This window comes from Pseudobutyrivibrio sp. C4 (genome assembly GCF_900111635.1).
Classification (GTDB): Bacteria; Bacillota; Clostridia; order Lachnospirales; family Lachnospiraceae; genus Pseudobutyrivibrio; species Pseudobutyrivibrio ruminis.
Genome location: NZ_FOHF01000002.1, coordinates 444,385 through 470,777, shown reverse-complemented (window position 1 = coordinate 470,777; position 26,393 = coordinate 444,385). Strand labels below are relative to the sequence as shown.

Here is a 26,393-nt window from a genome sequence, read left to right as displayed (position 1 = left end):
AGGGGCCACCATCCACAGGCGCCCCTACTCCTCTTCGGCGAAGGGGTCGATTTTGATTTCGAACCAGAAGGTGGCGCCTTGGCCGGTGATGGATGAGACGCCATATTTGGCACCGTGGAGCTCCAGTACGTTCTTTACGATGGAGAGGCCAAGTCCGGTGCCTTGAAGGGCTCGCTTGTGGGTTGTCTTGTCTTTGTAGTAGCGGTCCCATACGTATGGGATGTCTTCCTGCTTTACGCCATCGCCAGTGTCCACTACTTCGATGCGGAGGGTATTGCCGATGACCTTTTGAATGACGGTGACCTTTTTGTCCTCGCCGGTGTAGTTTATGGCGTTGTTTACCAGATTGTAGAGAACCTGGTACATTTTCTGCTCATCTGCGTATACGTTGACTTCGTCATCGTATACAAAATCGATGGTGTAGCCCTCTACTTCACGAAGCTTGTTGTAACGCTCCAGGACATGACGAATACTTTCTGTAAAGTTGTATTCCTCTGGCTGGATAGAAATAGTGCCAGCTTTGAGTTTTGAAATGTCCAGCATGTCGTTTACAAGACCTGTTAAGCGCTCCGTCTCTTCGATGATAACCTGAACATTTTCTGGCGTGTTCTCGCCAGGGATGTCTCTCATAACCTCTGCATATCCCTTTATCATAGTAAGCGGAGTTCTAAGGTCGTGGGATACGTTTGCAATAAGTTCTTTTTGTAAGCTGTCTGCCTTTCCAAGTTCTTTTGCGGCGTAGTTTAGAGTAGCTGATAACTCTGCAACCTCCATATAGTCATCTGCATCGAATTTAACACTGTAGTCACCAGCTGCAAGCTTCTTGGCGCCATCGTTCAATTTGATAATAGAGCGAGATGTGCTTTTAGCTGTGGCTGCTGCAAGAATAAATGCAATGATAATTATGATGACAGTGATAATTCGAAGCTGAGCTTTCAGTGTAGTAACTGTAGCGTCGACAGGTGTTAACACTGAGTTAATCATGACAACTTCTTCCTGACCATCTACTTCGATTATACGAACATAGATAACAGACTCAGCCAATTCATTACCAATGTTTTGTCTGAACTGCTCCTTCGTCATTTCGTTTTCCGGAGGGATTGTGTATTCGATTTTTCCCTCTCCCTGACCAGAGGATTCTTCTGAAGTTTCATCTGCACTGTCAGGAGCATTCTCTAAAATGTTTTCAGGTTGTTCTAATTCCGTTTCAGGAGTAGCTTCTGATTCTCCGTCTATTTCAGGCTGTTGTTCTAACTCCTTATTAAGGTTTTCCCTGATGCTTCGCTGCATTTCGCTACCTTTAAACTCAATGACAGCCTCGCCACCATTAGCAACAGCCTCATCGTAAAAGAGACTGAACATAAAATGTGGCAATGAAGACATCTGGGAATTTGAAATATATTCCGCATTATAAAGGGAGTTGCCCTCTGAATCTGTAATGAATACGCCCAGGTTGTAGTTGGCCGCAAGCTGGTCTATTTCAGATGCAGGATCATCAGATTCATGAAGAAGCACCTCAACCTTATCTAGAACATTTTCTGTTTCCTTTTGCTTTATCATTTTGTAGAAATCATTCAGATAGACAATCTGAAAAAACCATAGTACTCCTAAAAGTACTATGGCAAAAATCAAGAATATACAAAAGGTTTTCCATTTAATACTAATTTGACTTTTTTTCAATGGGTCCTCCACAATTAAGCCTCGAATCTGTAACCTACTCCTCTAAGTGTAACAAGCAGGCGACGATACTCACCTAGACTGTTTCTAAGTAGCTTTATGTGTGTGTCCAGTGTGCGGTCATCACCATAGTAGTCATAACCCCATACTTCGGTAATAAGACGCTCACGTTCAAGTGCTATGTTTTTATTTCGAACCAGGTAGAAAAGAAGCTCGTATTCCTTTGGCGACATATCTACACGCTTGCCATCAATAGAAACTGTTCTGGCAGTAAAGTTGATTTCCAAGCCTTCATAACGGAAGATATCTACCGCACCTTCATCAGACTTGCTTCGGCTTGTAACAACATTCACACGCATCATAAGTTCCTTTGGTGAGAATGGCTTTACAACATAATCATCAACGCCTGCTTCAAAACCGTGGATTCTATCATATTCCTCGCCTCTTGCTGAAAGCATGATAACTGGAATATCCTTTATCTTTTTGATTTCACTGCAAGCTGAGAATCCATCAAGCTCTGGCATCATAACATCCATGATGATAACATCATAATCGCTGTTTGCCTTTACCTTTTCTATTGCATCCATACCATCGCATGCTTCTGATATTTCATAGCCTTCAAACTCACCGTACTTACGGATAAGTGAACGAATCTTTTCTTCGTCATCTACCACCAAAATCTTTTTCATACTGACCTCCTATAGCTAACCCAGCTTAGATTATTATATAATCCCCCCTAAATGTGAATTCTAAGTGACGATATTAGTATTTTTTACTGAATATATGTCTTCTTTGCTTTACGGATAAAGTATGAGAAAACACACCATACTACAACAAAAGCAATGAGAAATCCTACATTTACTGCATGCGGGAACTTTACATAACCAGTGTCATTAAGCAATCCCTGAATTCCAAACACAATACAAAGTGCTCCAAAAATAGCTGACTTTGGCATCAAATACTTTGATAATCCTTTGATATCAGCACACTTTGCAAGCTCCTCTGCTGTAATCATCATAGGATCAACAATTCCTGCCTTAAGGCTTTTGATACTAACAAATACCAGGTATACTCCCAATACCCCGATTACAACATCAAATATTTTCATAAAACCAATATCCATTTTTAATCCTCCAATAAATTATTCTCGCCTATTATTATATAGATTATTTATTCTCTTTTCTATAAAAAACAGGCCATTTATTACTTCAAAAGTTTTCCCTCAATTCCTTGAAAATTAACAAAAATATCAGATAAATCCATTTGAATAAAAGCTATTCTTATTGTATTATTATTCTATACTGTGCAGGAGGGATAAGACATATGGATATTACAGGCAAAAAGATTTTAATATGCGATGATTCAGTCCTTGCTAGAAAACAACTCATGGATGCAGTTAAAGAAGTAAGCACAGGTGCTACTTTTATTGAGGGGAAAAACGGAGCAGAGGCTGTAAACTTGTACAAATCAGAAAAACCTGATTTAGTTTTTATGGACATCGTAATGCCAGAAAAAGACGGCACTACTGCTCTATCTGAAATCAGAGAATTCGACAATGATGCAATCATTATCATTGTTTCTTCAGTTGGTACTCAGGATCAACTCAAAAAGGCAATTCAGCTCGGCGCAAAGGACTTTATTCAGAAGCCTTTCGAGAACAATCAAATTCAAGAAATAATCGAGCTTCGACTTGGAGGAAAATAGTCTATGTACACACAATTCTTGGGGAATTATTTGCTTCAAAAAGGAATTGTAAATCAAGAGCAGCTTTTCAATGCAATGTCTCGTCTTTCGCAAACACATATAAAGCTTGGTACAATTGCCATTCACGAAGGTTTCATGACTGCCAAAGAAGTGGATGAATGCTTATATGTGCAAACTCGTGAAGACAGACGCTTTGGTGAAATAGCTGTTAATAGAGGATATCTTTCAGATGATCAGGTAAATGATTTACTTACAAGACAGACTCCTGATTTTATTTTACTTGGCCAAAATCTTGTTGAAGATGGAATATTTTCTTACGAAGAGTTAGAGCGTATTCTTTTCGATTATAAAAATGAAACTGAAATATATGATTTAAGTCTAGATGTTGAAAATGAAGAAGCTGTCCGTGCAATCATTTCCAATTTCTTTGTTCTTGCAGAAATGCCTGTAAGCGAAGAAAACGTTATGTATTTGGAGCTGATGTTCAACAGCTTAATTAGATTTGTTGGAGAGGACTTTTCTCCTCTCACTCCTATGGTACTTGATGAATTTCCTGTCACATTTGGTGTTTCGCAGAAAATATCCAGTGACAGAGAGTTTATTACACATATTGATTGCGACAGGGAAACAGCCATTGCATTTGCTTCCCGCTACGCAAAAGAAGACTTTGGAGACTTCGATGAGTACGTTGTTGCAGCCCTTGAGGACTTCCTCAACCTCCACAATGGACTCTTCATAGTAAACATTTCCAACGCCTTATCAAAAGACATATCACTTGCTCCACCAGAAATCACCGCCGACGGCGTACTCTATGGAGCTAACAAATGCGTAGACTTCCCAGTCGCCTACCCATTTGGAACCATACACCTTATAATATGTTTCTAAAATAAAAATGCTACCCGTTGAAGCAACGGGTAGCTCTTTTTTTAAATTCCTAAAAATCTCTTTACTTCGGCACACATGTCCGCTACTTCTACGACGGTGTCGTGACGAACCTCTGCGGAGCGAATCTCTTCGATGGCGTTAGGTACTGCAACCTTTCCAAGCTCTGAAAGCTTGTCTACGAGTACAAAATCTTCCTCGCTTTCATATGCTGAGTCGATTGCTCCCATGACAGCACGTGTGAACTTAAATGGGCTGGCTGTTGATGCAATGACTGTTACCTTGTCGTCCTGTGTGTCAGCCTTGAATTTGTTATATACACATGATGCAACACCAGTGTGTGTGTCAATGATGTAGCCTGTCTTGTCATAAAGATTCTTGATAGTCTCACCTGTCTCTTCTTCTGAAGCGTAATTTCCATAGAAGCTTTCAAGCTTAGCCTTCATATCTGAAGTAATCTCGTATTTACCAGTTGTCTTAAGAGACTCCATAAGTTCAGAATTCTTTTTAGCATCATCGCCAGCAATGTGATAGATTAATCTCTCAAGGTTGCTAGAGATAAGGATATCCATTGATGGAGAGTTTGTAAGAATGAACTCTCTGTTTTTGTCGTATTCTCCTGTGGTGAAGAAATCATAAAGGACCTTGTTTTCGTTTGATGCACAAACAAGCTTATCAATAGGAAGTCCCATGTTCTTTGCATAATATGCAGCAAGGATATTTCCAAAATTACCAGTAGGAACAACTACATTGATTGTCTCACCTGACTGTACCTTTCCCTCCGAAAGAAGTTTTGCGTATGCGTATACATAGTAAGCAATCTGTGGAACCAAACGGCCGATGTTGATTGAGTTTGCAGATGAGAACTGGAAGCCTGCATCATCAAGTTCCTTCTCAAGAGCCTTATCATTGAACATCTGCTTAACACCTGTCTGAGCCTGATCGAAGTTACCCTTGATACCAACAACATGAGTGTTAGCACCCTTCTGAGTAACCATCTGGCGTTCCTGGATTGCTGATACACCATTCTTTGGATAGAATACAACGATTCTAGTGCCCTCTACATCTGCAAAGCCTGCAAGAGCAGCCTTTCCTGTATCACCTGATGTAGCTGTAAGAATTACGATATCGTTCTTGATATTATTTTTACGAGCGGAAGTAATCATAAGATGTGGCAAAATCGAAAGTGCCATATCTTTAAATGCAATTGTTGAACCATGGAAAAGCTCCAAATAGTATGCTCCATCAGCATAAACAAGTGGTGCAATTTCCTCTGTGTCAAACTTGCTATCATAAGCGCTATTTATACAATGCTTAAGCTCGTCCTCTGTAAAATCTGTAAGGAAAAGCTTTAACACTTCATAAGCAACCTCCTGATATGTCATTTCAGAAAGCTTCTCAAGTGAAACATCTAGAGCTGGAATGGATGTAGGTACATATAAGCCTCCATCATCAGCCAAACCCTTTAAAATAGCCTGTGAAGCTGTAATCTGCTGCTTTGATGCATCTCTTGTGCTAACGTAATTGATTCCCATGATTATTCCTCTCTAACTATATTTTTGTTTAACTATTCAGCTAGTACCAAACAGTTACACATACTGTAGCACAGTAAAGCATTAAATGCTAGTAATTTCTGTAAATTACTCTACTGCTTTAAGAGATTCTGTCATGCTGATTTCGTCAAGCTTTTTGCCCATTAACAGATTGATAATAAATGTAAATAATACCGTCAAAACAAAGGCCAATGCATAGCTAAGAGCAGTGACTCTAACATCAAAGGTAATCAAATCAACCACTATCTCGCTCATAACAAAAGCATGGAGAATCTTACCTAAAACAAGTCCCACTGCAGCTCCCATTATTGCTAGAAGTATGTTTTCTCTAAATACATAGGCACTAGTCTCTTCCTTGTAGAATCCCAGCACCTTTACCGTAGCAATTTCTCTTACACGCTCCGCAATGTTAATGTTTGTTAGATTGTAAACAACAACTGCTGCAAGAGCCATTGCACTTCCTATTACAAGATAAACTATGATGTTCAAGCTCTTCATCATACTGTCTACTCGATCCAAGGTATCAATAGTAGCAGAAACCACAGAAATGCTCTTATTATTCATAAGCTCAGCGCCAACTGAATGAGCATCCTCATCCTCTTTGATATTCAAGTACACATTCTTCTTTTCTGGAAGTGTGCCGATGTTTGATTCATATCCGCTAGTTGTTAGATATACATAGTTGTATATGAAGTTTTCGTTTATGGCTGCCACCTTAAAAGTGGTAGCATTCATAGAATCAGATGATATGGTTACTTTATCACCAACTTTTATACCATATCGGTCACTGAGTCCCTTGTTGACGATTATCTCATCATCCTTTAAATCCGCAAATACGATATGCTCCTCTGAACCATCATGCATATCATAGAAGTAATCTATATTCGCATCGTTATCATATACATTTAAGTATACATTCTTGGTATGCTTACCTGCCTTTAAATCCACGGAAGTGTGATAGTAAAGCAAATAATCATCTACCGTATATCCCATGTTTTCAAGTGGTGCTACTGTATCTTTGGCACCATCTTTTAGGGTAATATCCATATCGTACTTAGATATATTCGTAAACTGATTTACAGCAATGTCTGCAATAGAATCATAAATACCAAATCCTGCCACAAGCAGCGCTGTACATCCGCCAATTCCAAGAACCATCATGAATAATCTGCCTTTATAACGGAAAATATTACGAAGACTGACCTTCTTTAAGAACTTAAGCCTGTTCCAGAACCATGGTATATACTCTAGGAAGATACGCTTGCCTGCCTTTGGAGCCTTTGGACGCATAAGTGATGCAGCCATCTCTCCCATTTCATACCTGCAGGATATAAATGTAACTCCAACAGAACATACAAAAGCTACAACAAAACTGATAAGAAGCATTGCTGGACTAAAGAAATATGTTATTTCTGATGTGTTGTACATCATCTTGTAGGCAAACCAAATAGCCTTTGGGAAGGCAATTGTTCCAGCCACGAAGCCCAAAGCAGTACCTATAAATGCAGCTGAACCAGAATAAAATACAAACTTCCCCATGATGCTTCCGTTGCTATATCCTAAGGCCTTTAAAACACCAATTTGAGTTCGCTGGTCCTCAACCATTCTGTTCATGGTGGTCATGAATACAAGCGCCGCAACCAAGAAGAAGAAAACCGGAAATACGTTAGCTATAGCTCCTACAATTGTAGAATCACTTTCGAAACAAACATATCCCACATTGCTGTCTCGCATCAAAAGATATGTGTTGGCTTCCTCTATGTCCTCAATTTCAGCTTCTGCATCTGCTATCTCAGCCTCCGCATCTGCTATCTTTGTATTGTATTCCTCCAGGCCTTCTTCATATTCAGCAAGGCCCTCATTATATTCTGCAAGACCATTTGCATACTCAGTTTTTGCTGTTTCAAGCCCCACCTGAAGTGTATAAAGCTGTACGCTAAGCTCTCCTGCCGCCTCCTGTTGAGTTGGGTCCAGCAAAAGTAAATCAAGCATAGATTTCAACTGACTTTCCTGAGCCTCATATTCTTCAATCTGTGCTTTTGCCGAATCTAATTGCTTCTTTGCGCTATCAAGCTCTTCTTTGGCATCAGCCAATTCTGTTGCCCCATCCTCTTTGCTGGTTTCAAACTCTTCCTTAGCTTCGTTCAGCTCATCATACGCATCTGCTATTATTCGATCGTATCTATTATCAGCAGCCTCATCAAGAGCCTTCTGGACCTCATCCTCTTTTTCATCAATAAGATCCTTATATGCATCAGAATAGATTTCCAAGTCGCTATCAAGCTTCACATAAATGTCGGTGTAATACTCTACATCAAATCCACCTTTATTTATATAGATATAACCGTCTAGCACACCACTTCCAAGGGTTGTGCTACCACGTTCATATTGAATGTATAATGGGGATTTTACTGTACCAACAATTGTGTACTGGCTGTATTTAAAGTTTTCCCTGTCCTCTTTTTCATTATTGCTGGATATTTTTATTGTATTTCCGATAGTGGATTCATCAAACAAATATGAATCTGCAAGACACTCATCATCGCTCTCTGGCAATCTGCCTGACTCCAATACTATGGTATTTACGTTAGTTGGAATGCTAATAGCTTTAATGGCATGTGATGAATCTGCATAGTCAGCCAAAACGTCAAAGGAAATCGACCCTTCTACGGCCCTTGCACTGACATTCTCTGCCACATAGTCTACGTCTTCCTCTTCAAATCCCAATGTTGATATCAATCTATAGTCATAAAAGCTGGTATCCTTAAAGTACTGTTGCATAGCCTGACGCATAGCAGGATCCGTTACCTTCAGTCCCGAAAAGAATCCAACACCAAGGGCAATGATAAGAACAAGAGCGATATATCGACCTATGGTCTCTTTTATTTCTCTAAAACTTGATTTTGCTAGCATTTATCTTCTCCAAAACAAATAACCACTAGTAAACTATCTCGTCCACACTCTTAGGATGTTCATTCAAAGTAATATCTACAACCGTGCCTGATTTAACAGAAATAACTCTATCCGCCATTCCTGTAAGGGCATGATTATGAGTAATTACCACAACTGTTTTGCCCTTCTTCTTGCAAGTATCCTGAAGAAGCTTCAAAACTGCTCTACCTGTAGCGTCATCCAAGGCACCAGTAGGTTCATCGCAAAGCAGTAGCTTAGGATTCTTTGCAAGAGCTCTTGCTATGGCAACTCGCTGTTGCTCGCCACCGGAAAGCTGAGCCGGGAAGTTATTCATTCTATCTGCCAACCCCACCTGAGTCAAAATCTCCTCTGCTGGAATTGGATCATTGCAGATTTGTGCAGCCAGCTCCACATTTTCCTTCGCTGTAAGATTTCCAACCAGGTTGTAGAACTGAAAAACAAATCCCACATCATATCTGCGGTAGCTTGTCAGCTCCCTAGGAGAATATCCAGACACGTCCCTATCAGCCAGATAAACGCCTCCCGAAGTAAGAGTATCCATTCCACCCAGGATATTCAAAATCGTAGTCTTACCTGCGCCGGAAGCCCCTACAATGATGCAGAACTCCCCTTCCTCTATCTCAAAATTAACATCATGGAGAGCCTCTATCTTCACCTCTCCAGTCTTATATATTTTTCCAACATTCTTAAACTCTACAAAACTCATGAAAATACCTCCGCCTATAACACAAAATGGTGGCTAGCGATTTAATAGTATCACATAAGTGTGACGCAATAGCGAAAACTCAAATATGGATGCTATATAAAATACACTTTGTTTCAACCTGCTAGACACATCATATCTGCCAAGTTATTTCAGTCAAGGGCATGCCTCTGGAGCTACGCTCCCTTGACTTCATAACTTTTGGCAGATAAATGTTAGTCAAGCAGGTTTGAAAATGGGACTGTGGCAAAGCCACCAGTCTATTCAGTAGATGGCGACACGCAGATTGGACCTCTATTTAATTTGGCGTGTCTGTTTTGTAGGTCTCAGACACGCGCTTTGACCATACCTTCAATTCCGCGTGTCTGCTATACTTCCTTAGGACACGAAGATTTGAGATATCCTTATTTCTTCGTGTCGCCAGTTCGCCTCTCAAACACGTAAATTCTACAATCCTCTTATTCTTCGTGTCGAAAATCTCTTCTTCTGACACGTAAATTAAAACATTCGCTCAATCTTCGTGTTTTTTCACTCTCTCATAGACACGAAGATTTCAACTTTCTCAAAGTCTTCGTGTCTATGAGCACTTTTACAGACACGTAAATTTCTGTTTTCCCAGTATCTTCGTGTCTTTTCCCCTAAAACCTGACACGAAGATTCATCCCATCGCCAATTTTTCGTGTCCTCCCCCCTTAGTGCTGGTGGCTTCGCCACAATCCTAGTTTCAAACCTGCTTGACTACCCTTTATCTGAGGAAGGCTGGAGTGTCAATAGTGCGAAGCACCCGAAGGGCTTGCTATTGATACTACTGGCTTCCCAGATAAACTGTAGCCAGCAGGTTGAAACAAAAACCTTAGGCTAGCCTACATTTTAAACAGGCCGCATACAAAAAAGGAACTCAGCCATACGCTAAGTTCCTTCAATAAATCCATATTAACCTTGCTGTTATTCTACGGAATTAATAAGCGCGAAGATTTCGTCCTTTATTTGTCCGTTTACTTTAAGTGCGTTCTCTCTGCTATCCTGGTTTGAATAGAAGTAGAACTTAATCTTTGGTTCTGTACCTGATGGGCGAATTGCAAACCATGAGCCATTGTCTAAGAAAAGGCGGATTGCATTCTGTGGTGGGATATCCTCGTATCCATTGATGTAATCAATAACCTTTTCAACCTTTGCACCAGCTACTTCTGTAGGAAGGTTCTCGCGGAACCACTTCATCATACGCTGAATACGCTGTGCACCAGGAATTCCCTCAAGGATGATGTTTGGTTCATCCTCCGCGAAGTAACCATACTTAGCGTAGATTTCCTGAAGAACATCCCAAAGAGTCTTGCCCTGCTTGCGATAGTATGCAGCTGCCTCTGCAACCATCATACCAGCCGAGATGCCGTCCTTGTCACGAATATCTTCGCAGATAGCGTATCCAACGGACTCCTCATAACCAAAGAGATATTTGTATCCATTCTCGTGAAGATATGGAATCTTTCCACAAATATTCTTGAAACCTGTAAGTGTTTCAAACATTTCTACGCCATAAGCCTTTGCCATGATAGTAGAAAGTGTTGATGTAACGATAGACTTAACCATAGCTCCCTTTGCTGGAAGTGTGCCGGCATCCTTGTGTCCCTCAAGAACATAATTTACAAGAAGGTATCCTGTCTGGTTACCGTTAAGAGGTACATAGTTGCCCTCGCTATCACGAATCTCAATAGCAAATCTATCTGCATCAGGATCAGTAGCCATAAGAAGCTCTGCTCCAAACTTACGTCCATACTCCTCAGAAAGCTTAAATGCCTTTGGATCCTCTGGGTTTGGATATCCAACTGTTGTAAAGTTAGGATCTGGGTTCTCCTGCTCTGGAACGATTGTCCAGTTTGAGAAGCCTCTATCGTTAAGCATCTGTCTGAATGGAATTGAACCACATCCGTTAAGTGGTGTGTAAACAAGAGGGATAGAAAGATCAAGCTCATCACCTTCATGAATAGCTAAAGCTTCAATCTTATCAAGATACTCTCTGTCATATTCAGCACCTAAAACGATGATTTTGCCATCCTTAACACCCTGCTCAAAATCTGATTTCTTGATGCCTGTCCAAATATCTACAGCATTGATGCACTCTGTCATACCATCTGCAATTTCAGATGAAACCTGACATCCATCATCCCAATATGCCTTGTAACCATTGTATTCTCTAGGGTTGTGGCTTGCTGTGATGTTGATACCTGAAACTGTACCAAGACGTCTAATCATAAATGCAAGCTCTGGTGTAGGTCTAAGATCTGGGAATACATAAACCTTGATTCCATTTGCTGCAAAAATACCAGCTGCAAGCTGAGAAAACTCCTTTGAAAAATGACGTGGGTCGTGTGCAATAACAACACCCTTTTCGCAGGCTTCTTTACCCTTTGAAATGATAAAATCAGCAACACCCTGTGTAGCCTTACCAACAGTAAAGAAGTTCATTCTATTAGTACCTGCGCCAACCTTACCACGAAGTCCAGCTGTACCAAAAGAAAGATCCTGGTAGAATCTATCCTCTATTTCCTTTTCATCTCCAGCGATTCCCTGAAGCTCTGATTTTAATGGATCTGTATCTGAAAGCTTTTCAAGCCATTCATTGTAACGTGCTTTATAATCCATAATTCCTCCTAAAACTAAATTAATCACTTAAGTCGATGTCCAAGCTAAGATTAAATGTATATTGTGGATATTTTTCCTTAAGTGCATTATTAATACTTTCAAAAGTCTTTTTTCTATTTGGGTCATCGAAGCTGATAACCACATCGAAGTTAACATTCTGATTTGCTTCATCATAGTAGAATCCATGAATCTGCTTAACATAATCGAATGTCTTCACAAACTTTGAAAGCTCCTTTCTAAGTATATCAGCTGGAGAATCCTTTTTGTTTTTGCAGTAGATGCCGATTCCTTCAAGGCCTACGCCTGTCTCCTGATATACCTTATGAAAGATTTGTCTTTGAAGCTGATCAAGATGAGCCATTCCCATATCCTCATCAACCTCTATATGTATCGAACCAACGTAACGGTTTGGTCCATAATTGTGTAAGCTAAGATCATATGCCCCTAAAACTTCATCAAAGCTGACAACAGCTCTCTTTACATCATGAGAAAGCTGCATTTCAACACGCTCTCCCAGAATCTGTGAGATTGTTTCTGAAATCATATCGTAGCCTGATTTGATGATGATGACTGAGATGATGGCACCAAGCCAAGCCTCAAGACTTATACCAAATACAATAAAAATGATTGCAGCTACAAGTGTTGTTGCAGAGATAACCGAATCCAGCTTTGCATCCTCACCAGATGCGATAAGTGAACCTGAATTAACACTCTCCCCCACTTTTTTAACATATGTTCCAAGTACAATCTTTACAACTACAGCAACAGCCACAATAACAAGGCTTGCTGTATTGTATTCTGGGTACTGTGGCTCAATTATCTTTTTAATTGATTCAACCAGTGATGTAATACCTGCATATGAAATGATAATTGCGATGATGGCAGCAGAGATATATTCAACTCTGCCATGTCCCAGTGGATGCTTTTTATCTGGTGCCTTATTGGCAATTCTTGTACCGACAATGGTAATTACCGATGATAAGGCATCACTTAAGTTGTTTACTGCATCAAGGACAATTGCAATCGATCCTGTAACAAGACCAACAAACGCTTTAAATCCTGCCAAAAAGCAATTGGCAACAATACCAATCAAACTGGTTTGAATGATCTTTTTATTTCTGTCCATTTTATTTCTTATTCCTTAATCCCTTAACATAATTTGTAAGCTCTTCTTTTGTTTTCTTGTTGAGCTTTTCCATCTTTTTGAGTACAGCATATTCAGCAGTTCCTTCGCTGGCGATGAGGAAATCTACCTCTCCTGCCCCTTTCGAAGGAATTGTGTCCTGAAGTAACTCAAAAGGTGAAACATCAAGTACGTCGCAGATTGCCATAATCTTGTCTGACGATGGATTTGTTTTCTTTCTCTTCCAATCACTGATAGTACTTTGTGCAATACCAGTCTTTTCAGCTAACTGAAGCTGAGAAACACCTTTTTCATCCATCAACTTAAAGATACGTTCACTAATAATCATCCTAATACCCCTCCATAACTGTAAAATCCCGCGTTAATAACTCTATTGTATATACGATAACACAATATAACTTTATCCTCAAGACAACTGGTGATGTGCCTGTTTTTCCACATACATCAGCTTATCTATAAGTTCCTGAAACTGTTCAGCAGTAAGGCTGCTGTTGTGACTATAGCTCTGGAATCCACAGCTTATGTCAACTCCTTGAGGCCAATTATTGCGAGCACTCTGCTTTGCAACGTAATCTCTCACCTCATCTATCTTTTCGTTTATCTGCTTCATGTCCAATTCATCAGTAATGACACAGAACTCATCTCCGCCAAAACGACCGATAGTTGCTGCCCTTCCAAAGGTATCTACAAGAATGTCAGCAATAATTTTGATTGCCTTATCCCCTTCCTCATGCCCCATACTGTCATTAATATCTTTGAAATTATCAACATCCATCATGATAGCAGTAAAGTCTTTTCCACTGGAAATGGAACTTTTAACCATGTCCTGCATTTTGATATCCAGCCCTCTTCGGTTTAGTACACCGGTTAGATAGTCGATATTTACGTCTCTACTTTGATAATAGAAAAATACAATCAAACATCCCAAAGATATACCTGCGTATGTGCAGTCAATATTGGCAATAAATATTTGTAGCAGTGCCCCAATTAATGATAATGCCGGCAAAAACAATACTGCTGCCTTGTATTCACTCATGATGTGTTTATTAAATACAAGTGCATAAACAAGTAGCATGAAAATAAACAACAGCATGAATCCTGCTCTTATCAAGAAGAATGGGCCACGATAGTAAATACCATTTTCAAAATAGAAAAACCATTTCAACCCGAACAACGCTGATATTGAAACAAATACCATATTCAAAACTGCAAACAGTTCGAAGCAGTATCTAATTGGACGTCTATGCTTTAAATCCTCATCATCCATCCAGCAATCCAGATAATACAGAGCATACAATATATCAAATGGATCTAATAGGAAGATTAAAAAGTACCCAATGTATCCCAAGAATAAATACTTGTCTGGATACATCTCACCTATACGACCAATAGTTTCAGATAGTAACAAAATCAGCGTGCATACAAGGATTGCCGAATACTTGCGCCCTTTCTGCAACCTGGAAATCTGATTTTGAAATATCAGCAATAATATTAATAAAAATGATGTAAAAAAATTAAGTATAACCCAGCTCTCAGCCTCTACCATAAAAAGCCTTTCATAATTAATTTTTAAAGATAAAATATGCTAAAACAAACACTCCGTTTATTTTAGCATATTAATTGTGTAAAACTGTGAATTATTAATTCGTTTTGTCGATAATGCTCATTACCTGAGCACTGTATTTAAGCAATTTTTCATTAGCTTCAAAATCCTTTTCCTGAATGATACGCTTGAACTCTGCAAATTCAAAGTAAAGTCTATGACTTCCATCAGACAACGAAACCTCTTTTGTTTCTGTATCAGCATCATTGAAAAGGACGTCGTATTCTGTCATGCCATTTACATGAGGGTAAATGCAGATTGTTGCATCAACACCCTGGATTGTAGATGGACCAGGTGCCACACAATCCTTTGCTCCAATGCAAAGAACCTTGAAATTGCCATAGTCGGCAGTAAGTACGCCGCTTGTATCTATGCCCTTTTCCATGTTTGCATCATATCTTACAGAATCAGGCGCGCCGAATAGACCAACCATTGCAGATATATTGTAAACATTTAAATCACGAAGAGCACCTCCGTTATGGGCCGGATCAAATACCGCTGGCACCATTTCACCGCTATGGAACTTGCTGTATCTGCTGGACATCTGGCTGTAGTTGAATACGCATAGCTTTAAATCTCCAACAAGCTTAACATCCTGCTGTAACTGCTTGTAGGCTGGCATATGGTAAATACTCATAGCCTCAAAATACATAACGTTATTGGCTTTTGCTAACTCCACAAGCTCCTGAAATTCAGCAAGACTCTTTGTAACAGGCTTCTCGCAAATAACATGCTTCTTTGCCAAAATAGCTCTCTTTGAGTATTCATAATGCAAATCGTTAAGTACACCTACGTATACTACGTCAACGTCAGACTTAAGCATTTCATCATAGTCCGTAAATACGGTATCTAAATGATATTTTGCTGCCATGGCATCCAGCTTATCTTTGCTTTTCTCTCTGCCACAGATATAAATCTTTTCAAACTCAATCTCGTCAATAAACGAAAGCACTTCCCCAACAATAACACCGTTTCCTGCTATTCCTAAAACCATTATTCTCCTCGCTTTCTTACTGCTTTATTGCCCATCTCATCTTGGTAGATTTACTTCTAGGATTGATTCTGCATTCCTCCGCCGATGGACGTATCACATCTGAAGAAACATCAGCATATACTCCTGCTTTCTTCAATTCCTTAAATGATTTCTTTACGAGCCTGTCCTCTCCTGAATGGAAGGTAAGGATGGCAACTCTGCCACCTGGCTTTAAAATCCCTGGTAGCTTTTCAAGGAATGAGTATAACACTTCAAACTCGCTATTAACGTCTATACGAAGTGCCTGGAATACTCTGGCACAGCTCTTTTTAATAGCCTGGTCCTTCTCATCCTTTGGCACCTTCCAAAGTGCCTCTGCAATTGCCTCTCGAAGGGCTGTGGTGGTGTCCATAGGATTTCCTTTTGCCATAAGTGTAAACACCTTGTGTGCGATTTCCTCAGCGTATGGCTCATCAGAATTTTCTATCATCATTCCAACAAATTCTTCCTCTGTGATATTGTGAAGACGTTCTGCTGCACTTTCACCATGGTCTGGATCTAGTCTTAAATCCAATGGGCCATCTATCTTATATGAAAAGCCACGCTCAGGATTATCAATCTGCATTGAGGATACACCTAAATCCGCAAGAACGAAATCAAACTTGCCTGCCTCTTCGGCAACTTTATCTATGTTTGCAAAATTGATAAGTCTAAACTGAAAATTATTCTCTCCGAAACCGGCGGTGCGCAAGCGTTCTACTGTTTTAGCAGATTCGATTGGATCAACATCCAAACCGTACATAATGCCCTGCCCCTGAAGCTGCTCTAGCATCTTTCGGGTGTGTCCACCATATCCAAGGGTGCAATCCAACCCCTGCTGCCCTGGCTGTATCTGCAAGAAATCCAGAATCTCCTGCACCATAATGGAAATATGCATGCCAGCAGGTGTTGAGCCCTTGCTGATTACATGCTCAATTGTATCTGCATATTTTTCAGGATTATGCTCTTTATATTTTTCCTCAAATTTCTTTGGATATTTTCCTGAGTAATGAACTCGACGTTTATGCTTTTTCTCTTCCATATTTCTCCATATTTCTAATTTTTTCTTATTTAACAGATCTATTAAATTATAATATAAGGCCTCAAACAGTATCAATAGGATTGAAAGTTCTACAACAGTTTTGCTAAACTATTAGCTGACGTTTAAATTTAGGCTTACATGTAAAGGGGATTATCATGATAAAAACTATTATTTTTGATATTGGCGGAGTCCTTATTGGATATGATTGGACTGCATATATGATGAAGGAATTTAATAACGATGCTGAGCTAGTTGGGCGAATCAAGGCTAATGTCTTTGGTGAGAAATGGGCTGAGGTTGACAGAGGCGTTCTTACAAATGACGAATTAGTAGCCTCTTTTATCAAGGATGCTCCTGATATAAAGGATGAAATCATTCACTTTTGGGAGACTGCTGGTGATGCTCTTTGGCAGTACGACTTTGCAAAGGATTGGATTCGCGATTTAAAGAGTCGTGGCTATCAGCTGCTTTACCTTTCAAACTGGTCTTCTCACATGAGGGAAGGCGCACTAAAGCAACTTGATTTTCTGCCAATGCTTGATGGCGGCGTGTTCTCATATGAAGAAAAGCTTATCAAGCCAGATCATGCCATCTATAATCGTATAATCGAAAAATATAATTTAGTTCCTGAGGAATGCGTATTTATTGATGACAGCGAACCAAACGTAATCGCTGCCAGAGAATGTGGTTTGAATGCCGTATGGGCAAAGGACAAGAATCACGAAATTGCCCTTAAAGAATTAGAAGCTCTTTTGCAATAAAAGAGCTTCTATTTTTTTCTATTAAATTAGCTGTGATAAAGCTTGTTACCTTCGTAACGTGGCTCACATGTAAGGTGAACCCCAAGCTGCTTAAATACACCTACGTCTACAGAAGAAAGAATAACTGATGAATGTACCTCTGCACCTTCCATCATTGGAATGCAATCATATGCCTTCTTTGCATTTTCGTTGCTGATTGATTCCATTGAAAGAGCAATAAGAAGCTCATTCAAATGAAGGTGTGGATTGTGGTCACCTAAATGCTTTGTCTTAAGATTCATAATAGGTGTAAGAATCTCAGGTGAAATAAGCTTAATCTCATCAGGGATGCCTGCTAAATGCTTTAGTGAATTAAGCATCATAGCTGATGAAGCACCAAGCATCTGAGAAGTCTTACCTGTGATAATCTGACCATCTGGAAGCTCCATAGCTGCACATGGTACTCCAGTCTGCTCTGCCTTGATGTTTGCAGCAGATACAACTGGTCTGTCTGATACAGAAATGCCTGCCTTTTCCATTAAAAGCTCAAGCTTCTGAATAGCTGAATCACTTCCATCGCCCTTGCGCTTAGCAACTACGGCCTCATAGTAACGACGGATGATTTCCTGATTTGATGCATTTCTACAAACATCATCATCAACAATTGCGTTTCCTGCCATGTTTACACCCATGTCTGTAGGTGACTTGTATGGAGATTCCCCAGAAATCTTCTCGAACATTGCCTTAAGTACAGGGAAAACTTCAACATCACGGTTGTAGTTAACAACAGTCTCGCCGTATGCCTCAAGATGGAATGGGTCAATCATGTTGACATCATTCAAATCTGCTGTTGCTGCCTCGTATGCAAGGTTTACAGGATGATTAAGTGGTAAATTCCAGATTGGGAATGTTTCGAACTTAGCATATCCTGCCTTTACGCCGCGCTTTGACTCATGGTAAAGCTGAGAAAGGCATGTTGCCATCTTTCCACTTCCTGGACCAGGTGCAGTAACAACTACAAGTGGACGAGTTGTTTCGATGTAATCATTCTTTCCAAATCCCTCATCAGATACGATAAATGGAATGTTTGATGGGTAACCTGGAATGATGTAATGTCTGAATACCTTAAGACCGAGAGCTTTAAGCTTTTTCTCGTATGCTACTGCTGATGGCTGCTCTGCAAACTGAGTAAGAACAACAGAACCTACGTAAAGGCCATAGCTTGTAAAAGCATCGATAAGTCTGAGAAGGTCCATATCGTATGTGATACCGATATCTCCACGAACCTTGTTTTTCTCGATATCGCCAGCCTTGATAGCGATTACTATTTCTGTTTTGTCTGCAAGCTCTTTGAGCATAGTGATTTTTGCGTCTGGCTTAAATCCTGGCAAAACTCTTGATGCATGGTAATCATCAAAAAGCTTTCCACCAAACTCAAGATAAAGCTTTCCACCAAATTGATCGATGCGCTCTCTAATTCTTTTAGATTGCATCTCTGTGTACTTTTCGTTACTGAATCCTATTTTTCTCATGTTTTCCTTCTTCTAAATAAAATCAAATGATTGAAATATATCTTTTAATGGCTATAAGTTTATCATGGATGGGCTTTTAATCCAATAATTTTAGTATAAAAACAAATCAATTTTTAACCACTAATAGTTAAATAATTGCTACGACAAATAACTCTGCTCGTTATAGTATTTTATTAGGATTTAAGGTAAATAATGTACTAGGAGGATAATTATGGAAATTTTAAAAGTAACAGATCCAGAGTTTACCAATTATGGTCGAATCATCGAAGGATATGACGCAGAAAAGAAAGCCATCATGGAGGCTTTAAGAGACAACACTCCTATTCCAGAGGGCACAGAGTATGTTGCCGAGGAACCAGCTCTCCAGAGCTTAGCTGCTGCAGACAAGATTTCTAACTCACTCTTTGGTGGCTCTCCAATGCAGTTTGGTTGGTGCAATGGTCACAACACAAAGCTCAACTGCCTCGAGTATCACCGCTCAAGCGAAATCAATATGGGGGCTACAGATTTCATCCTTCTTCTTGCAAAGAGAGAAGAAATCGTAGATTACAAGCTTGATTCTAGCAAGGTAAAGGCTTTCTTATGTCCAAAGGGAGTAATGATTGAAGTTTATGCTACTGCTCTTCACTACGCTCCATGCCAGGCTCACAAGGATTCTGGTTTCCAGGTTTTAGTTTGCCTTCCAAAGGGCACAAATGTTGGCAAGCCAGAGTTTACTGCTGACAATAAGGAAGATACTCTTTTGACAGCTACAAACAAATGGCTTCTTGCTCACGCTGAAAGCTCTGAAGCAAAGGATGGCGCATGGGTAGGAATTACAGGCGAAAACATCGACATTGTGAATGATATTAAATAATGAAACAAAAAAATGGCGGTTTAAACCGCCATTTTTTTTATCTCTTCTTCATGGACTGTCTGAATATGATCCAATGCAGAAAGCATAGGCTTTACATCCTTATGAAGAATCTTTCTTTGAACATAGTTTTGAGTAATCTTCATAACTGTTCCACTAAGTGCAAGCACACCGATAAGGTTTGGAATAGCCATCATACCATTGAGAGTATCTGAAATATCCCAGGCAAGGCTCAAATCCATAGTAGCTCCTACTACGATAAAAGCTACGAAAATCACCTGATAAATCTTTACATTTTTTCTACCAAATAGGTATTCAAATCCCTTGCTACCATACTGGCTCCAGCCAAGTGTTGTTGAGAAAGCAAAAAGCAAAATCGCAATTGCGATAAAGCCGTATCCAAACTTACCAAATACAGTAGAGAACGCCTCTGCAACAAGGGCTGTGGATACCTGTTCTGAAATAACTGCTCCTGTTTCCAAATCTACAAGTCCACTTGAAAGAACCGTAAATGCGGTAATCGTACATACGATAATTGTATCTGCAAATACTTCGAAGATTCCCCACATACCCTGAACTACAGGCTCTCTAACATTTGAGCTTGAATGAACCATTACAGATGAACCAAGACCTGCTTCGTTTGAGAATACACCTCTCTTCATACCCCACTGAACAGCCATGGCAACGCCACTACCTACAATACCGCCGCCAACAGCTCGCATACCAAAGGCTCCCTTTATAATAGAAGTGAAAACTGCTCCTGCCTGATCAATATGGACAATACAAACGATTAACGCACAAATCAAATATATAACTGCCATGAAAGGCACTAGTTTTTCTGTAACTGATGCGATTCTCTTAAGACCGCCAACAATAACAAGACCGCCAAGAATCATAAGGAAGATACCAGTTGCAATAGCTGGGATTCCAAAGGCTGATTTGATGTTTACTGCAATTGAATTTACCTGGCCCATGTTTCCAATACCAAATGATGCGCCGATGCAGAAAACACTAAACAATACTGCAAGCCCAGAACCTACATGTCTCATTCCCTTCTTAGAACCAAGACCATCTCTCAGATAATACATGGCGCCACCGCACCACTCATTTCTCTCATTTCTTCTTCGATAATAAATACCCAACACATTTTCTGAGAAGTTTGTCATCATTCCAAAGAATGCAACAATCCACATCCAGAAGATTGCACCAGGACCACCAGATGCGATAGCCGCTGCAACACCGGCAATATTACCTGTTCCAATTGTAGCCGCAAGTGCTGTACAAAGACTTTGGAACTGAGAAATCTGAGTATCCTCTTTATCTGTGTGTGCTGTGACATGTGAGTCCTTGAAAATACCACCGATAGTATTCTTTATCCAATGCTTGATGTGAGTAATCTGGAAAAACTTGGTCAGGCAAGTCATCAGAATACCAGTACCCACTAAAAGAATGAGCATTGGCAAGCCCCATACGAATCCATTTACTGCACTATTAACCTTTTCTACGATTGATAAAACTCTTTCCACAGGCATATCTCCCTTTACATCTTATTTGGCTAGTTGCGTCTTGCGCGGACATTTGTCCTTCCACGCAAGACAATTTTAGATATATTCTAACGCTTCACCAAGCTAAAGTAAAGTATTTTTTTATTCTTATTATTTTGTTAGCAATTATTGCTAAGACATACCCTAAAAATGCAGATATAATGTGGGAAAAGTGCCATAAGGAGAACGACATATGACAAGCAAGAATATTACAGATATGACTCAAGGAAACCCAACTAAACATCTTCTGTTATTCGCCCTTCCAACCCTTATTGGCAATATCTTTCAGCAAATATACAACCTTGCAGATTCTATCATCGTTGGCCGATTTGTAGGTGCAAACGCTTTCGCTGCTATCGGTGCCACCAGTTCTATCACATTTCTATTTTTTGCCTTGTGCAACGGAATAGGCGGAGGCGGCGGAATTGTTGTTTCCCAATTTTACGGTGCACACGAAGATGCCAATGTAAAAAAATGTATTGTTAATACTGCATTGATTATGCTTATCGTGCCACTTGTAATAGGTACTTTGGGCTTTATTTTTGTTCCTCAATTTTTACGAATTCTAAGCACACCTGAAAATATTCTTTTTGATGCCATTTCCTACACTCGATATATGTGCGTAGGTTTGCTTTTTGTTTCTTTATACAATTTTCTATCCTCTATGCTTAGAGCTTTGGGGGATTCAAAAACACCTTTATACTTCTTGATTTTCTCAATCGTTTTGAATATCACACTGGATATCATTATGGTGTGTGTTCTTCATAAAGGAATTCAGGGTGCAGCACTTGCTACTATCCTTTCCCAGTTAACATCAGTTATTCTTTGCAGCCTTCATGCATATAGAACTAATCCGTATTTCCGTTTTACATGTAATGATATTCAGCTTTCTCGTCAGATGTGTTATAAGGTTATTCGCCTTGGTGTACCAATGTCTATTCAGTTTGGATTGATTGCTATATCATCAATGGCTGTTCAGCGAATTGTAAACTCCTACGGCACTATCGTGGTTGCCGCTTTCACTGCTACAAACAGAATTGAACAATTAATACATCAGCCATATACAACACTTGGCACCTCAATTTCTACCTTTAGCGGGCAGAATTTCGGTGCCAAGAAAAATGATCGTGTACTATCAGGATACTATTCGGGAATACGCATCATGATTATACTGACTATATTTTTAGTTTTTATTATGCAGTTCTTTGGCCGGGCCATCACCGGGCTTTTTGTAGAGGATGAAGCCATCATCTCTCTTGGCGCCATGGGCCTTCGAATCACTAGCCTATTCTACCTTGCACTTGGAATGATTTACGTCATTCGTGGTGTCCTAACCGGAATCGGCGATGCCTTCTTTTCATTGTTCAATGGAATTGTCGAAATTATCTGCCGTTTTACCATTCCAGCATTATTCTGTAGCTACCTAGGCTTTGGTGAAACCGGAATTTGGATTTCATCTGGTGTCGTATGGCTTATTAGTGGTGTGACTGCATGGATTAGATATCTTACCTACTTTAGAAGTAAGATTTCCATTGAGACAGGTTCATCTATTTAAAATACCTGAATATCAAAGCTTACCTGGAATATGTCTGTGATACTTAACGTATTTCCGTATTCACGTTCCTCTAATTTTTGATTGAAGCCAACTCTATCGCATCGTCCATACCATGGCTCGATACATACAAATGGTGCGTGCTTTCCTACTGGAGACCATACACCAAAAAGTGGTGCATCAAACTTAACTGCTATTACATCCTGACCTTTGTCATCAATAAGTGTCACTTTGTCTGACTGTCTGTCCTCAATGATAAGAGCATCACGGCTGAAAAGCTCATCTGACATTGCAAGTACTCCATTTTCAAGCTCAAACTGCTTCTGCTCATCTCCTAAGCAACCGCTGCCATCATCTGCAATGATATTTGCGGTAATCTTTGAATTAGGCTGATTGTCTTTTTCGAATCGGAGTGTATAAGTGTCTAAATCGCAATTGAATGCTGGATGTCCGCCAATCGAGAAGTACATAGTTTCTTCGTTTGGATTTTCAACCTTCCATTCAACATTTACAGTATCATTTACCAATCTGTAAGTGATTACAAGGAGGAATGAAAATGGATATTTCTTTCTTGATTCTTCGTTATCTTTAAGTAAAAAAACAAGCTCATTTTCAGTCTGTCTGCCAAGCATAAAATCCATATCTCTGGCAAACCCATGCTGCCCCATTTCATATGTCTGGCCCTTGTATACTGACTTTTTCTGATAGTAGTTTCCTACAAGTGGGAAAAGCACTGGCGCTGTACGTCCCCAGTATGCAGCATCTGCCTGCCACATAATCTCCTTCCCATCAGCTTTTCTAATAAGTGATTTAATCTCAGCTCCATGTTCAGCAACTGTAAGCTTTATTTTGTCATTTTCTAATGTGTAGTTCATAATAACGCGTCCTTCCGATTATAGTTCCATTTCATAGCAAAGCATTGGCTGCTCATACAACTCACATTCCCCAACCTTGTTAAATTGGAATGCTGAATAGCATTTAAGCGCTTTTAGATTATGCCTATTTACTAGGAAATGAAGGCTCTTATAGCTTCTATTTTTTAGCTCTTCCAGGCCTTTTTCAATCATCTCTTTAGCTAAGCCTTTGCCCTGGCAATCTGGGCTAACCGCAAGCCTTGAAAGCTCACCGCCTGGCTGCAATTCAGCTGTCCAACATTCTAAATTGTTAACAGAATCATCGTCATCTATTGAAATAGCCGCAATTATCTTGCCCTCTTCTCTCATTACAAGCAAAGCATCCCTGGATAAATCAAAATCTATCTCTTCCATTGTAGGATAGTATTCATTCCAAGGGCAATATTCCCTACCAAGCTGTGCCTTATAGAGTTTTAAAATTTCGTCTTTATCTTTTGCTGTAGCTTTTTCTATTACTCGCATGTTGTCCTCCCTTTCTTGCTAGACACATTATGGCATTTTGTGTCTGTTCAAGCAAGAAATAGTCTTCAACAGTCGCTCTGCTTCCTCAGTAGATACACATTTCGCAAACCTCTCAGGCCACATCATCTCGTTATAATATCTATAGGTAGTCTCAGCATTCATGTAGTTATTATCAAATGTAGAATTGCATCCAGCTGGGACAATAACCTTATAGCCTCTATCAAAAGCAGACTTTACTGTGGCATCTATGCAGAAGTTTGTCTGGAGACCCACTATCATGAGTTCCCTTGTGCCAGTCTGCTGTAAATAAGATACAAAGTCTGGATTACCAAAGCAGCTATTCACTGTCTTGGTAAAAATACGCTCTTTTCCTATTGGCGCAACCTGATCTGCAATTTCATAATCCTTATCTCCTACAGAAAATCCTGAACCTGGGCCGTCATCATGCTGTACATAAATGACCTCCACATCATTCTCTCGCGCTGTCTGTATCAGCCTTGCTGTGTTATCTATAAACTCCTGATAATTGTATAATCTCTCGTCTGTAATTCCTTTTTGTATATCGATAACAAGTAAAACCATTATTGCCCCCATTTCTATAAGTCAGCCACATCAACTACTTTTATTCCATTTTGCTTGAGAAGCTCAACAAACACGCCATTTCCAGGTATTAGATTTCCTGAAAAAGTCCCATCATAAATAGAATTAACGCCACAGGATGGACTTCTTGATTGTAGTATCACAAGCTCTGTTTTCTTATTTAGAAGAATTTGCAACGCTTTCTTTGCACCATCTCTAAATTCAGCATCCACAGAATATCCATCCTTGTGCTTTACAACACCATCAACTATTTCTGCTGATTCCCTTGGTGTAGGAAGCCCTCCTAAAACTTCAGGACAAACAGGTACAACCTCATGTCCCTTTACATATTCAAGTGTCTTTTCACTATAGTTATTGCCCCCGTTATATTTGCAATTCTCGCCTAGTAAACATGCACTAACGCCTATGACCATATTAGTATTCTCCACTATTCCCATTCCAAGCTTTTATTGCACACATTATGTCATTTGTCGTTCTATAAATCAACAATTATCATATGCAATATTTCATTATTTCTCGTATAACATCCTTACTATTAAGCGGAGTATCAAATGTTTCCATAGACAAAATCAAATTATCCCCCAAATGATATCCACTTCTGCTGTAATCATAGATTTTTAGCATGTTCTTTTTGGCATAATCTTCGTTGTCAATTAACCCTAGATGTTCCCAGTAAATAGTCTTTCTTTCTCTTACATTAAGAACTGCAAAATCCGGGTATACAATATGTCCGATAGAAAGTTCTAAATACGGTTCATATATGTAAGGCACGTTATATTTTTCAAACAAATCAGCTATTATCTTTTCTGACTTTGATCTAACTCTTTCCCCATTATTTGTTTGGATTTTACCATCCTCAAAAAATGTGTTTTGATTTCCAGCATGTTCCTGCTTCCAGCGCTCTATATACATTTCATCTGTTTCTATAATTGGCACAACTATATTTCGCTTACTTAAGGGAAGCTTATTATAAATAGAATGAATATCCTCAAAGTCACACCTTTTAATAGTCTTTTCGATTTCCTTTTCCATTTTCTTAAGCTTACTATTTACTGCCACCTCGTAGTCACGCTGTATTATTTTCTTTACAAGTGTATATTCATCGTTCTTCGCATATTTGCTTTCACCTGTTTCAGGATCTACAAAATAATACTGAACGCAGTTATTGCTTGTGGATGACCTAATTCTCTTATTAGGCAGCCCCCTATACTTGGCAAGATTCTTCTGAGATTTCTGTAATAACTCATTTATTGCCGTCTGTTTTTCTATTAATAATTCCTTGTAATCTTTCAAAACCTCTTT

At 39.5% G+C, this 26,393-nt stretch carries 24 protein-coding genes; 5 read left to right on the top strand and 19 right to left on the bottom strand.

Features of this window, described 5'->3' with window-relative positions:
• Positions 1–24 precede the first annotated feature (24 nt).
• From BMY66_RS06080 to BMY66_RS06070, 3 genes are all read right to left on the bottom strand, one after another.
• Positions 25–1,560, bottom strand: a complete 1,536-nt coding sequence (locus BMY66_RS06080) for a sensor histidine kinase (RefSeq protein WP_242942683.1) — start codon at positions 1,558–1,560, stop codon at positions 25–27.
• Between the two features lie 134 nt (positions 1,561–1,694).
• Complete coding sequence (locus tag BMY66_RS06075) at positions 1,695–2,366, bottom strand: response regulator transcription factor (RefSeq protein WP_044933652.1); 672 nt, start codon at positions 2,364–2,366, stop codon at positions 1,695–1,697.
• Between the two features lie 83 nt (positions 2,367–2,449).
• Entirely contained in the window at positions 2,450–2,800 is a 351-nt protein-coding gene (locus tag BMY66_RS06070; protein ID WP_090394526.1) for a hypothetical protein, read from the bottom strand.
• 200 nt (positions 2,801–3,000) lie between these two features.
• On the opposite strand from BMY66_RS06070, the gene BMY66_RS06065 reads away from it, so the two are divergent.
• Positions 3,001–3,381, top strand: coding sequence for a response regulator (locus BMY66_RS06065; protein WP_033153704.1), 381 nt, complete (start codon positions 3,001–3,003; stop codon positions 3,379–3,381).
• A 3-nt stretch (positions 3,382–3,384) separates the two neighbouring features.
• On the top strand, positions 3,385–4,266 hold the full coding sequence (locus BMY66_RS06060; RefSeq protein WP_090394525.1) for a chemotaxis protein CheX: 882 nt from the start codon (positions 3,385–3,387) through the stop codon (positions 4,264–4,266).
• Positions 4,267–4,307: 41 nt separating this feature from the next.
• On the opposite strand, the gene thrC is transcribed toward BMY66_RS06060, so the two are convergent.
• The 9 genes from thrC to rsmH all read right to left on the bottom strand — a co-directional run bounded on the left by thrC (position 4,308) and on the right by rsmH (position 16,894).
• Complete coding sequence (thrC, locus tag BMY66_RS06055; protein WP_090394524.1) at positions 4,308–5,798, bottom strand: threonine synthase; 1,491 nt, start codon at positions 5,796–5,798, stop codon at positions 4,308–4,310.
• Between the two features lie 105 nt (positions 5,799–5,903).
• Complete coding sequence (locus tag BMY66_RS06050; RefSeq protein WP_090394523.1) at positions 5,904–8,729, bottom strand: FtsX-like permease family protein; 2,826 nt, start codon at positions 8,727–8,729, stop codon at positions 5,904–5,906.
• Positions 8,730–8,754: 25 nt separating this feature from the next.
• A complete protein-coding gene (locus BMY66_RS06045; protein WP_033153693.1) occupies positions 8,755–9,456 on the bottom strand; it encodes an ABC transporter ATP-binding protein in 702 nt (233 codons plus the stop codon).
• 942 nt (positions 9,457–10,398) lie between these two features.
• A complete protein-coding gene (locus BMY66_RS06040; protein ID WP_044937465.1) occupies positions 10,399–12,093 on the bottom strand; it encodes a phospho-sugar mutase in 1,695 nt (564 codons plus the stop codon).
• Between the two features lie 19 nt (positions 12,094–12,112).
• A complete protein-coding gene (locus BMY66_RS06035; RefSeq protein ID WP_090394522.1) occupies positions 12,113–13,219 on the bottom strand; it encodes a cation diffusion facilitator family transporter in 1,107 nt (368 codons plus the stop codon).
• A 1-nt stretch (position 13,220) separates the two neighbouring features.
• Positions 13,221–13,565 (bottom strand): helix-turn-helix domain-containing protein, encoded by a 345-nt coding sequence (locus BMY66_RS06030; RefSeq protein WP_033153681.1) that lies wholly within the window; start codon positions 13,563–13,565, stop codon positions 13,221–13,223.
• Positions 13,566–13,643: 78 nt separating this feature from the next.
• Entirely contained in the window at positions 13,644–14,645 is a 1,002-nt protein-coding gene (locus BMY66_RS06025; protein WP_177175594.1) for a GGDEF domain-containing protein, read from the bottom strand.
• Between the two features lie 232 nt (positions 14,646–14,877).
• The gene (locus tag BMY66_RS06020; protein WP_090394520.1) at positions 14,878–15,834 is read right to left on the bottom strand and encodes a Gfo/Idh/MocA family protein; all 957 of its coding nucleotides are present in this window, start codon (positions 15,832–15,834) and stop codon (positions 14,878–14,880) included.
• A 16-nt stretch (positions 15,835–15,850) separates the two neighbouring features.
• The gene (gene rsmH / locus BMY66_RS06015) at positions 15,851–16,894 is read right to left on the bottom strand and encodes a 16S rRNA (cytosine(1402)-N(4))-methyltransferase RsmH (RefSeq protein ID WP_090394519.1); all 1,044 of its coding nucleotides are present in this window, start codon (positions 16,892–16,894) and stop codon (positions 15,851–15,853) included.
• A 155-nt stretch (positions 16,895–17,049) separates the two neighbouring features.
• Between rsmH and BMY66_RS06010 the strand changes: the two genes are divergently transcribed.
• Entirely contained in the window at positions 17,050–17,655 is a 606-nt protein-coding gene (locus tag BMY66_RS06010) for an HAD family hydrolase (protein WP_090394518.1), read from the top strand.
• Between the two features lie 26 nt (positions 17,656–17,681).
• Here the strand turns inward: BMY66_RS06010 and BMY66_RS06005 are convergent, their stop codons facing one another.
• Entirely contained in the window at positions 17,682–19,166 is a 1,485-nt protein-coding gene (locus tag BMY66_RS06005) for a DUF1846 domain-containing protein (RefSeq protein ID WP_074788786.1), read from the bottom strand.
• Positions 19,167–19,377: 211 nt separating this feature from the next.
• On the opposite strand from BMY66_RS06005, the gene BMY66_RS06000 reads away from it, so the two are divergent.
• Positions 19,378–20,022: a DUF4867 family protein gene (locus tag BMY66_RS06000; protein WP_090394517.1), complete on the top strand. Its 645-nt coding sequence runs from the start codon at positions 19,378–19,380 to the stop codon at positions 20,020–20,022.
• Positions 20,023–20,042: 20 nt separating this feature from the next.
• Here BMY66_RS06000 and BMY66_RS05995 read toward each other — a convergent pair whose 3' ends face one another.
• Positions 20,043–21,545 carry an alanine/glycine:cation symporter family protein gene (locus BMY66_RS05995; protein ID WP_330387072.1) on the bottom strand — a complete coding sequence of 501 codons (1,503 nt, stop codon included), beginning with the start codon at positions 21,543–21,545 and terminating at the stop codon, positions 20,043–20,045.
• Between the two features lie 211 nt (positions 21,546–21,756).
• On the opposite strand from BMY66_RS05995, the gene BMY66_RS05990 reads away from it, so the two are divergent.
• Positions 21,757–23,118 carry an MATE family efflux transporter gene (locus BMY66_RS05990; protein WP_090394515.1) on the top strand — a complete coding sequence of 454 codons (1,362 nt, stop codon included), beginning with the start codon at positions 21,757–21,759 and terminating at the stop codon, positions 23,116–23,118.
• Here the strand turns inward: BMY66_RS05990 and BMY66_RS05985 are convergent.
• The 5 genes from BMY66_RS05985 to BMY66_RS05965 form a co-directional block, all read right to left on the bottom strand.
• The gene (locus BMY66_RS05985; RefSeq protein ID WP_242942682.1) at positions 23,115–23,990 is read right to left on the bottom strand and encodes an aldose 1-epimerase family protein; all 876 of its coding nucleotides are present in this window, start codon (positions 23,988–23,990) and stop codon (positions 23,115–23,117) included. The genes BMY66_RS05990 and BMY66_RS05985 overlap by 4 nt on opposite strands.
• Before the next feature lie 18 nt (positions 23,991–24,008).
• The gene (locus tag BMY66_RS05980) at positions 24,009–24,491 is read right to left on the bottom strand and encodes a GNAT family N-acetyltransferase (RefSeq protein ID WP_090394513.1); all 483 of its coding nucleotides are present in this window, start codon (positions 24,489–24,491) and stop codon (positions 24,009–24,011) included.
• A gap of 27 nt (positions 24,492–24,518) precedes the next feature.
• Positions 24,519–25,073, bottom strand: coding sequence for a cysteine hydrolase family protein (locus BMY66_RS05975; RefSeq protein WP_090394512.1), 555 nt, complete (start codon positions 25,071–25,073; stop codon positions 24,519–24,521).
• 14 nt (positions 25,074–25,087) lie between these two features.
• The gene (locus BMY66_RS05970; protein WP_090394511.1) at positions 25,088–25,504 is read right to left on the bottom strand and encodes a 2-thiouracil desulfurase family protein; all 417 of its coding nucleotides are present in this window, start codon (positions 25,502–25,504) and stop codon (positions 25,088–25,090) included.
• Positions 25,505–25,583: 79 nt separating this feature from the next.
• Entirely contained in the window at positions 25,584–26,384 is an 801-nt protein-coding gene (locus BMY66_RS05965; protein WP_090394510.1) for a hypothetical protein, read from the bottom strand.
• Positions 26,385–26,393 lie beyond the last annotated feature (9 nt).

What these genes read in the sequence shown, in the direction of transcription:
- BMY66_RS06080 (WP_242942683.1), bottom strand. Translation starts at nt 1,560, where the DNA reads ATGATAAAGCAAAAGGAAACAGAAAATGTTCTAGATAAGGTTGAGGTG.
- BMY66_RS06075 (WP_044933652.1), bottom strand. Translation starts at nt 2,366, where the DNA reads ATGAAAAAGATTTTGGTGGTAGATGACGAAGAAAAGATTCGTTCACTT.
- BMY66_RS06070 (WP_090394526.1), bottom strand. Translation starts at nt 2,800, where the DNA reads ATGGATATTGGTTTTATGAAAATATTTGATGTTGTAATCGGGGTATTG.
- BMY66_RS06065 (WP_033153704.1), top strand. Translation starts at nt 3,001, where the DNA reads ATGGATATTACAGGCAAAAAGATTTTAATATGCGATGATTCAGTCCTT.
- BMY66_RS06060 (WP_090394525.1), top strand. Translation starts at nt 3,385, where the DNA reads ATGTACACACAATTCTTGGGGAATTATTTGCTTCAAAAAGGAATTGTA.
- thrC (WP_090394524.1), bottom strand. Translation starts at nt 5,798, where the DNA reads ATGGGAATCAATTACGTTAGCACAAGAGATGCATCAAAGCAGCAGATT.
- BMY66_RS06050 (WP_090394523.1), bottom strand. Translation starts at nt 8,729, where the DNA reads ATGCTAGCAAAATCAAGTTTTAGAGAAATAAAAGAGACCATAGGTCGA.
- BMY66_RS06045 (WP_033153693.1), bottom strand. Translation starts at nt 9,456, where the DNA reads ATGAGTTTTGTAGAGTTTAAGAATGTTGGAAAAATATATAAGACTGGA.
- BMY66_RS06040 (WP_044937465.1), bottom strand. Translation starts at nt 12,093, where the DNA reads ATGGATTATAAAGCACGTTACAATGAATGGCTTGAAAAGCTTTCAGAT.
- BMY66_RS06035 (WP_090394522.1), bottom strand. Translation starts at nt 13,219, where the DNA reads ATGGACAGAAATAAAAAGATCATTCAAACCAGTTTGATTGGTATTGTT.
- BMY66_RS06030 (WP_033153681.1), bottom strand. Translation starts at nt 13,565, where the DNA reads ATGATTATTAGTGAACGTATCTTTAAGTTGATGGATGAAAAAGGTGTT.
- BMY66_RS06020 (WP_090394520.1), bottom strand. Translation starts at nt 15,834, where the DNA reads ATGGTTTTAGGAATAGCAGGAAACGGTGTTATTGTTGGGGAAGTGCTT.
- rsmH (WP_090394519.1), bottom strand. Translation starts at nt 16,894, where the DNA reads ATGGAAGAGAAAAAGCATAAACGTCGAGTTCATTACTCAGGAAAATAT.
- BMY66_RS06010 (WP_090394518.1), top strand. Translation starts at nt 17,050, where the DNA reads ATGATAAAAACTATTATTTTTGATATTGGCGGAGTCCTTATTGGATAT.
- BMY66_RS06005 (WP_074788786.1), bottom strand. Translation starts at nt 19,166, where the DNA reads ATGAGAAAAATAGGATTCAGTAACGAAAAGTACACAGAGATGCAATCT.
- BMY66_RS06000 (WP_090394517.1), top strand. Translation starts at nt 19,378, where the DNA reads ATGGAAATTTTAAAAGTAACAGATCCAGAGTTTACCAATTATGGTCGA.
- BMY66_RS05990 (WP_090394515.1), top strand. Translation starts at nt 21,757, where the DNA reads ATGACAAGCAAGAATATTACAGATATGACTCAAGGAAACCCAACTAAA.
- BMY66_RS05985 (WP_242942682.1), bottom strand. Translation starts at nt 23,990, where the DNA reads ATGAACTACACATTAGAAAATGACAAAATAAAGCTTACAGTTGCTGAA.
- BMY66_RS05980 (WP_090394513.1), bottom strand. Translation starts at nt 24,491, where the DNA reads ATGCGAGTAATAGAAAAAGCTACAGCAAAAGATAAAGACGAAATTTTA.
- BMY66_RS05975 (WP_090394512.1), bottom strand. Translation starts at nt 25,073, where the DNA reads ATGGTTTTACTTGTTATCGATATACAAAAAGGAATTACAGACGAGAGA.
- BMY66_RS05970 (WP_090394511.1), bottom strand. Translation starts at nt 25,504, where the DNA reads ATGGTCATAGGCGTTAGTGCATGTTTACTAGGCGAGAATTGCAAATAT.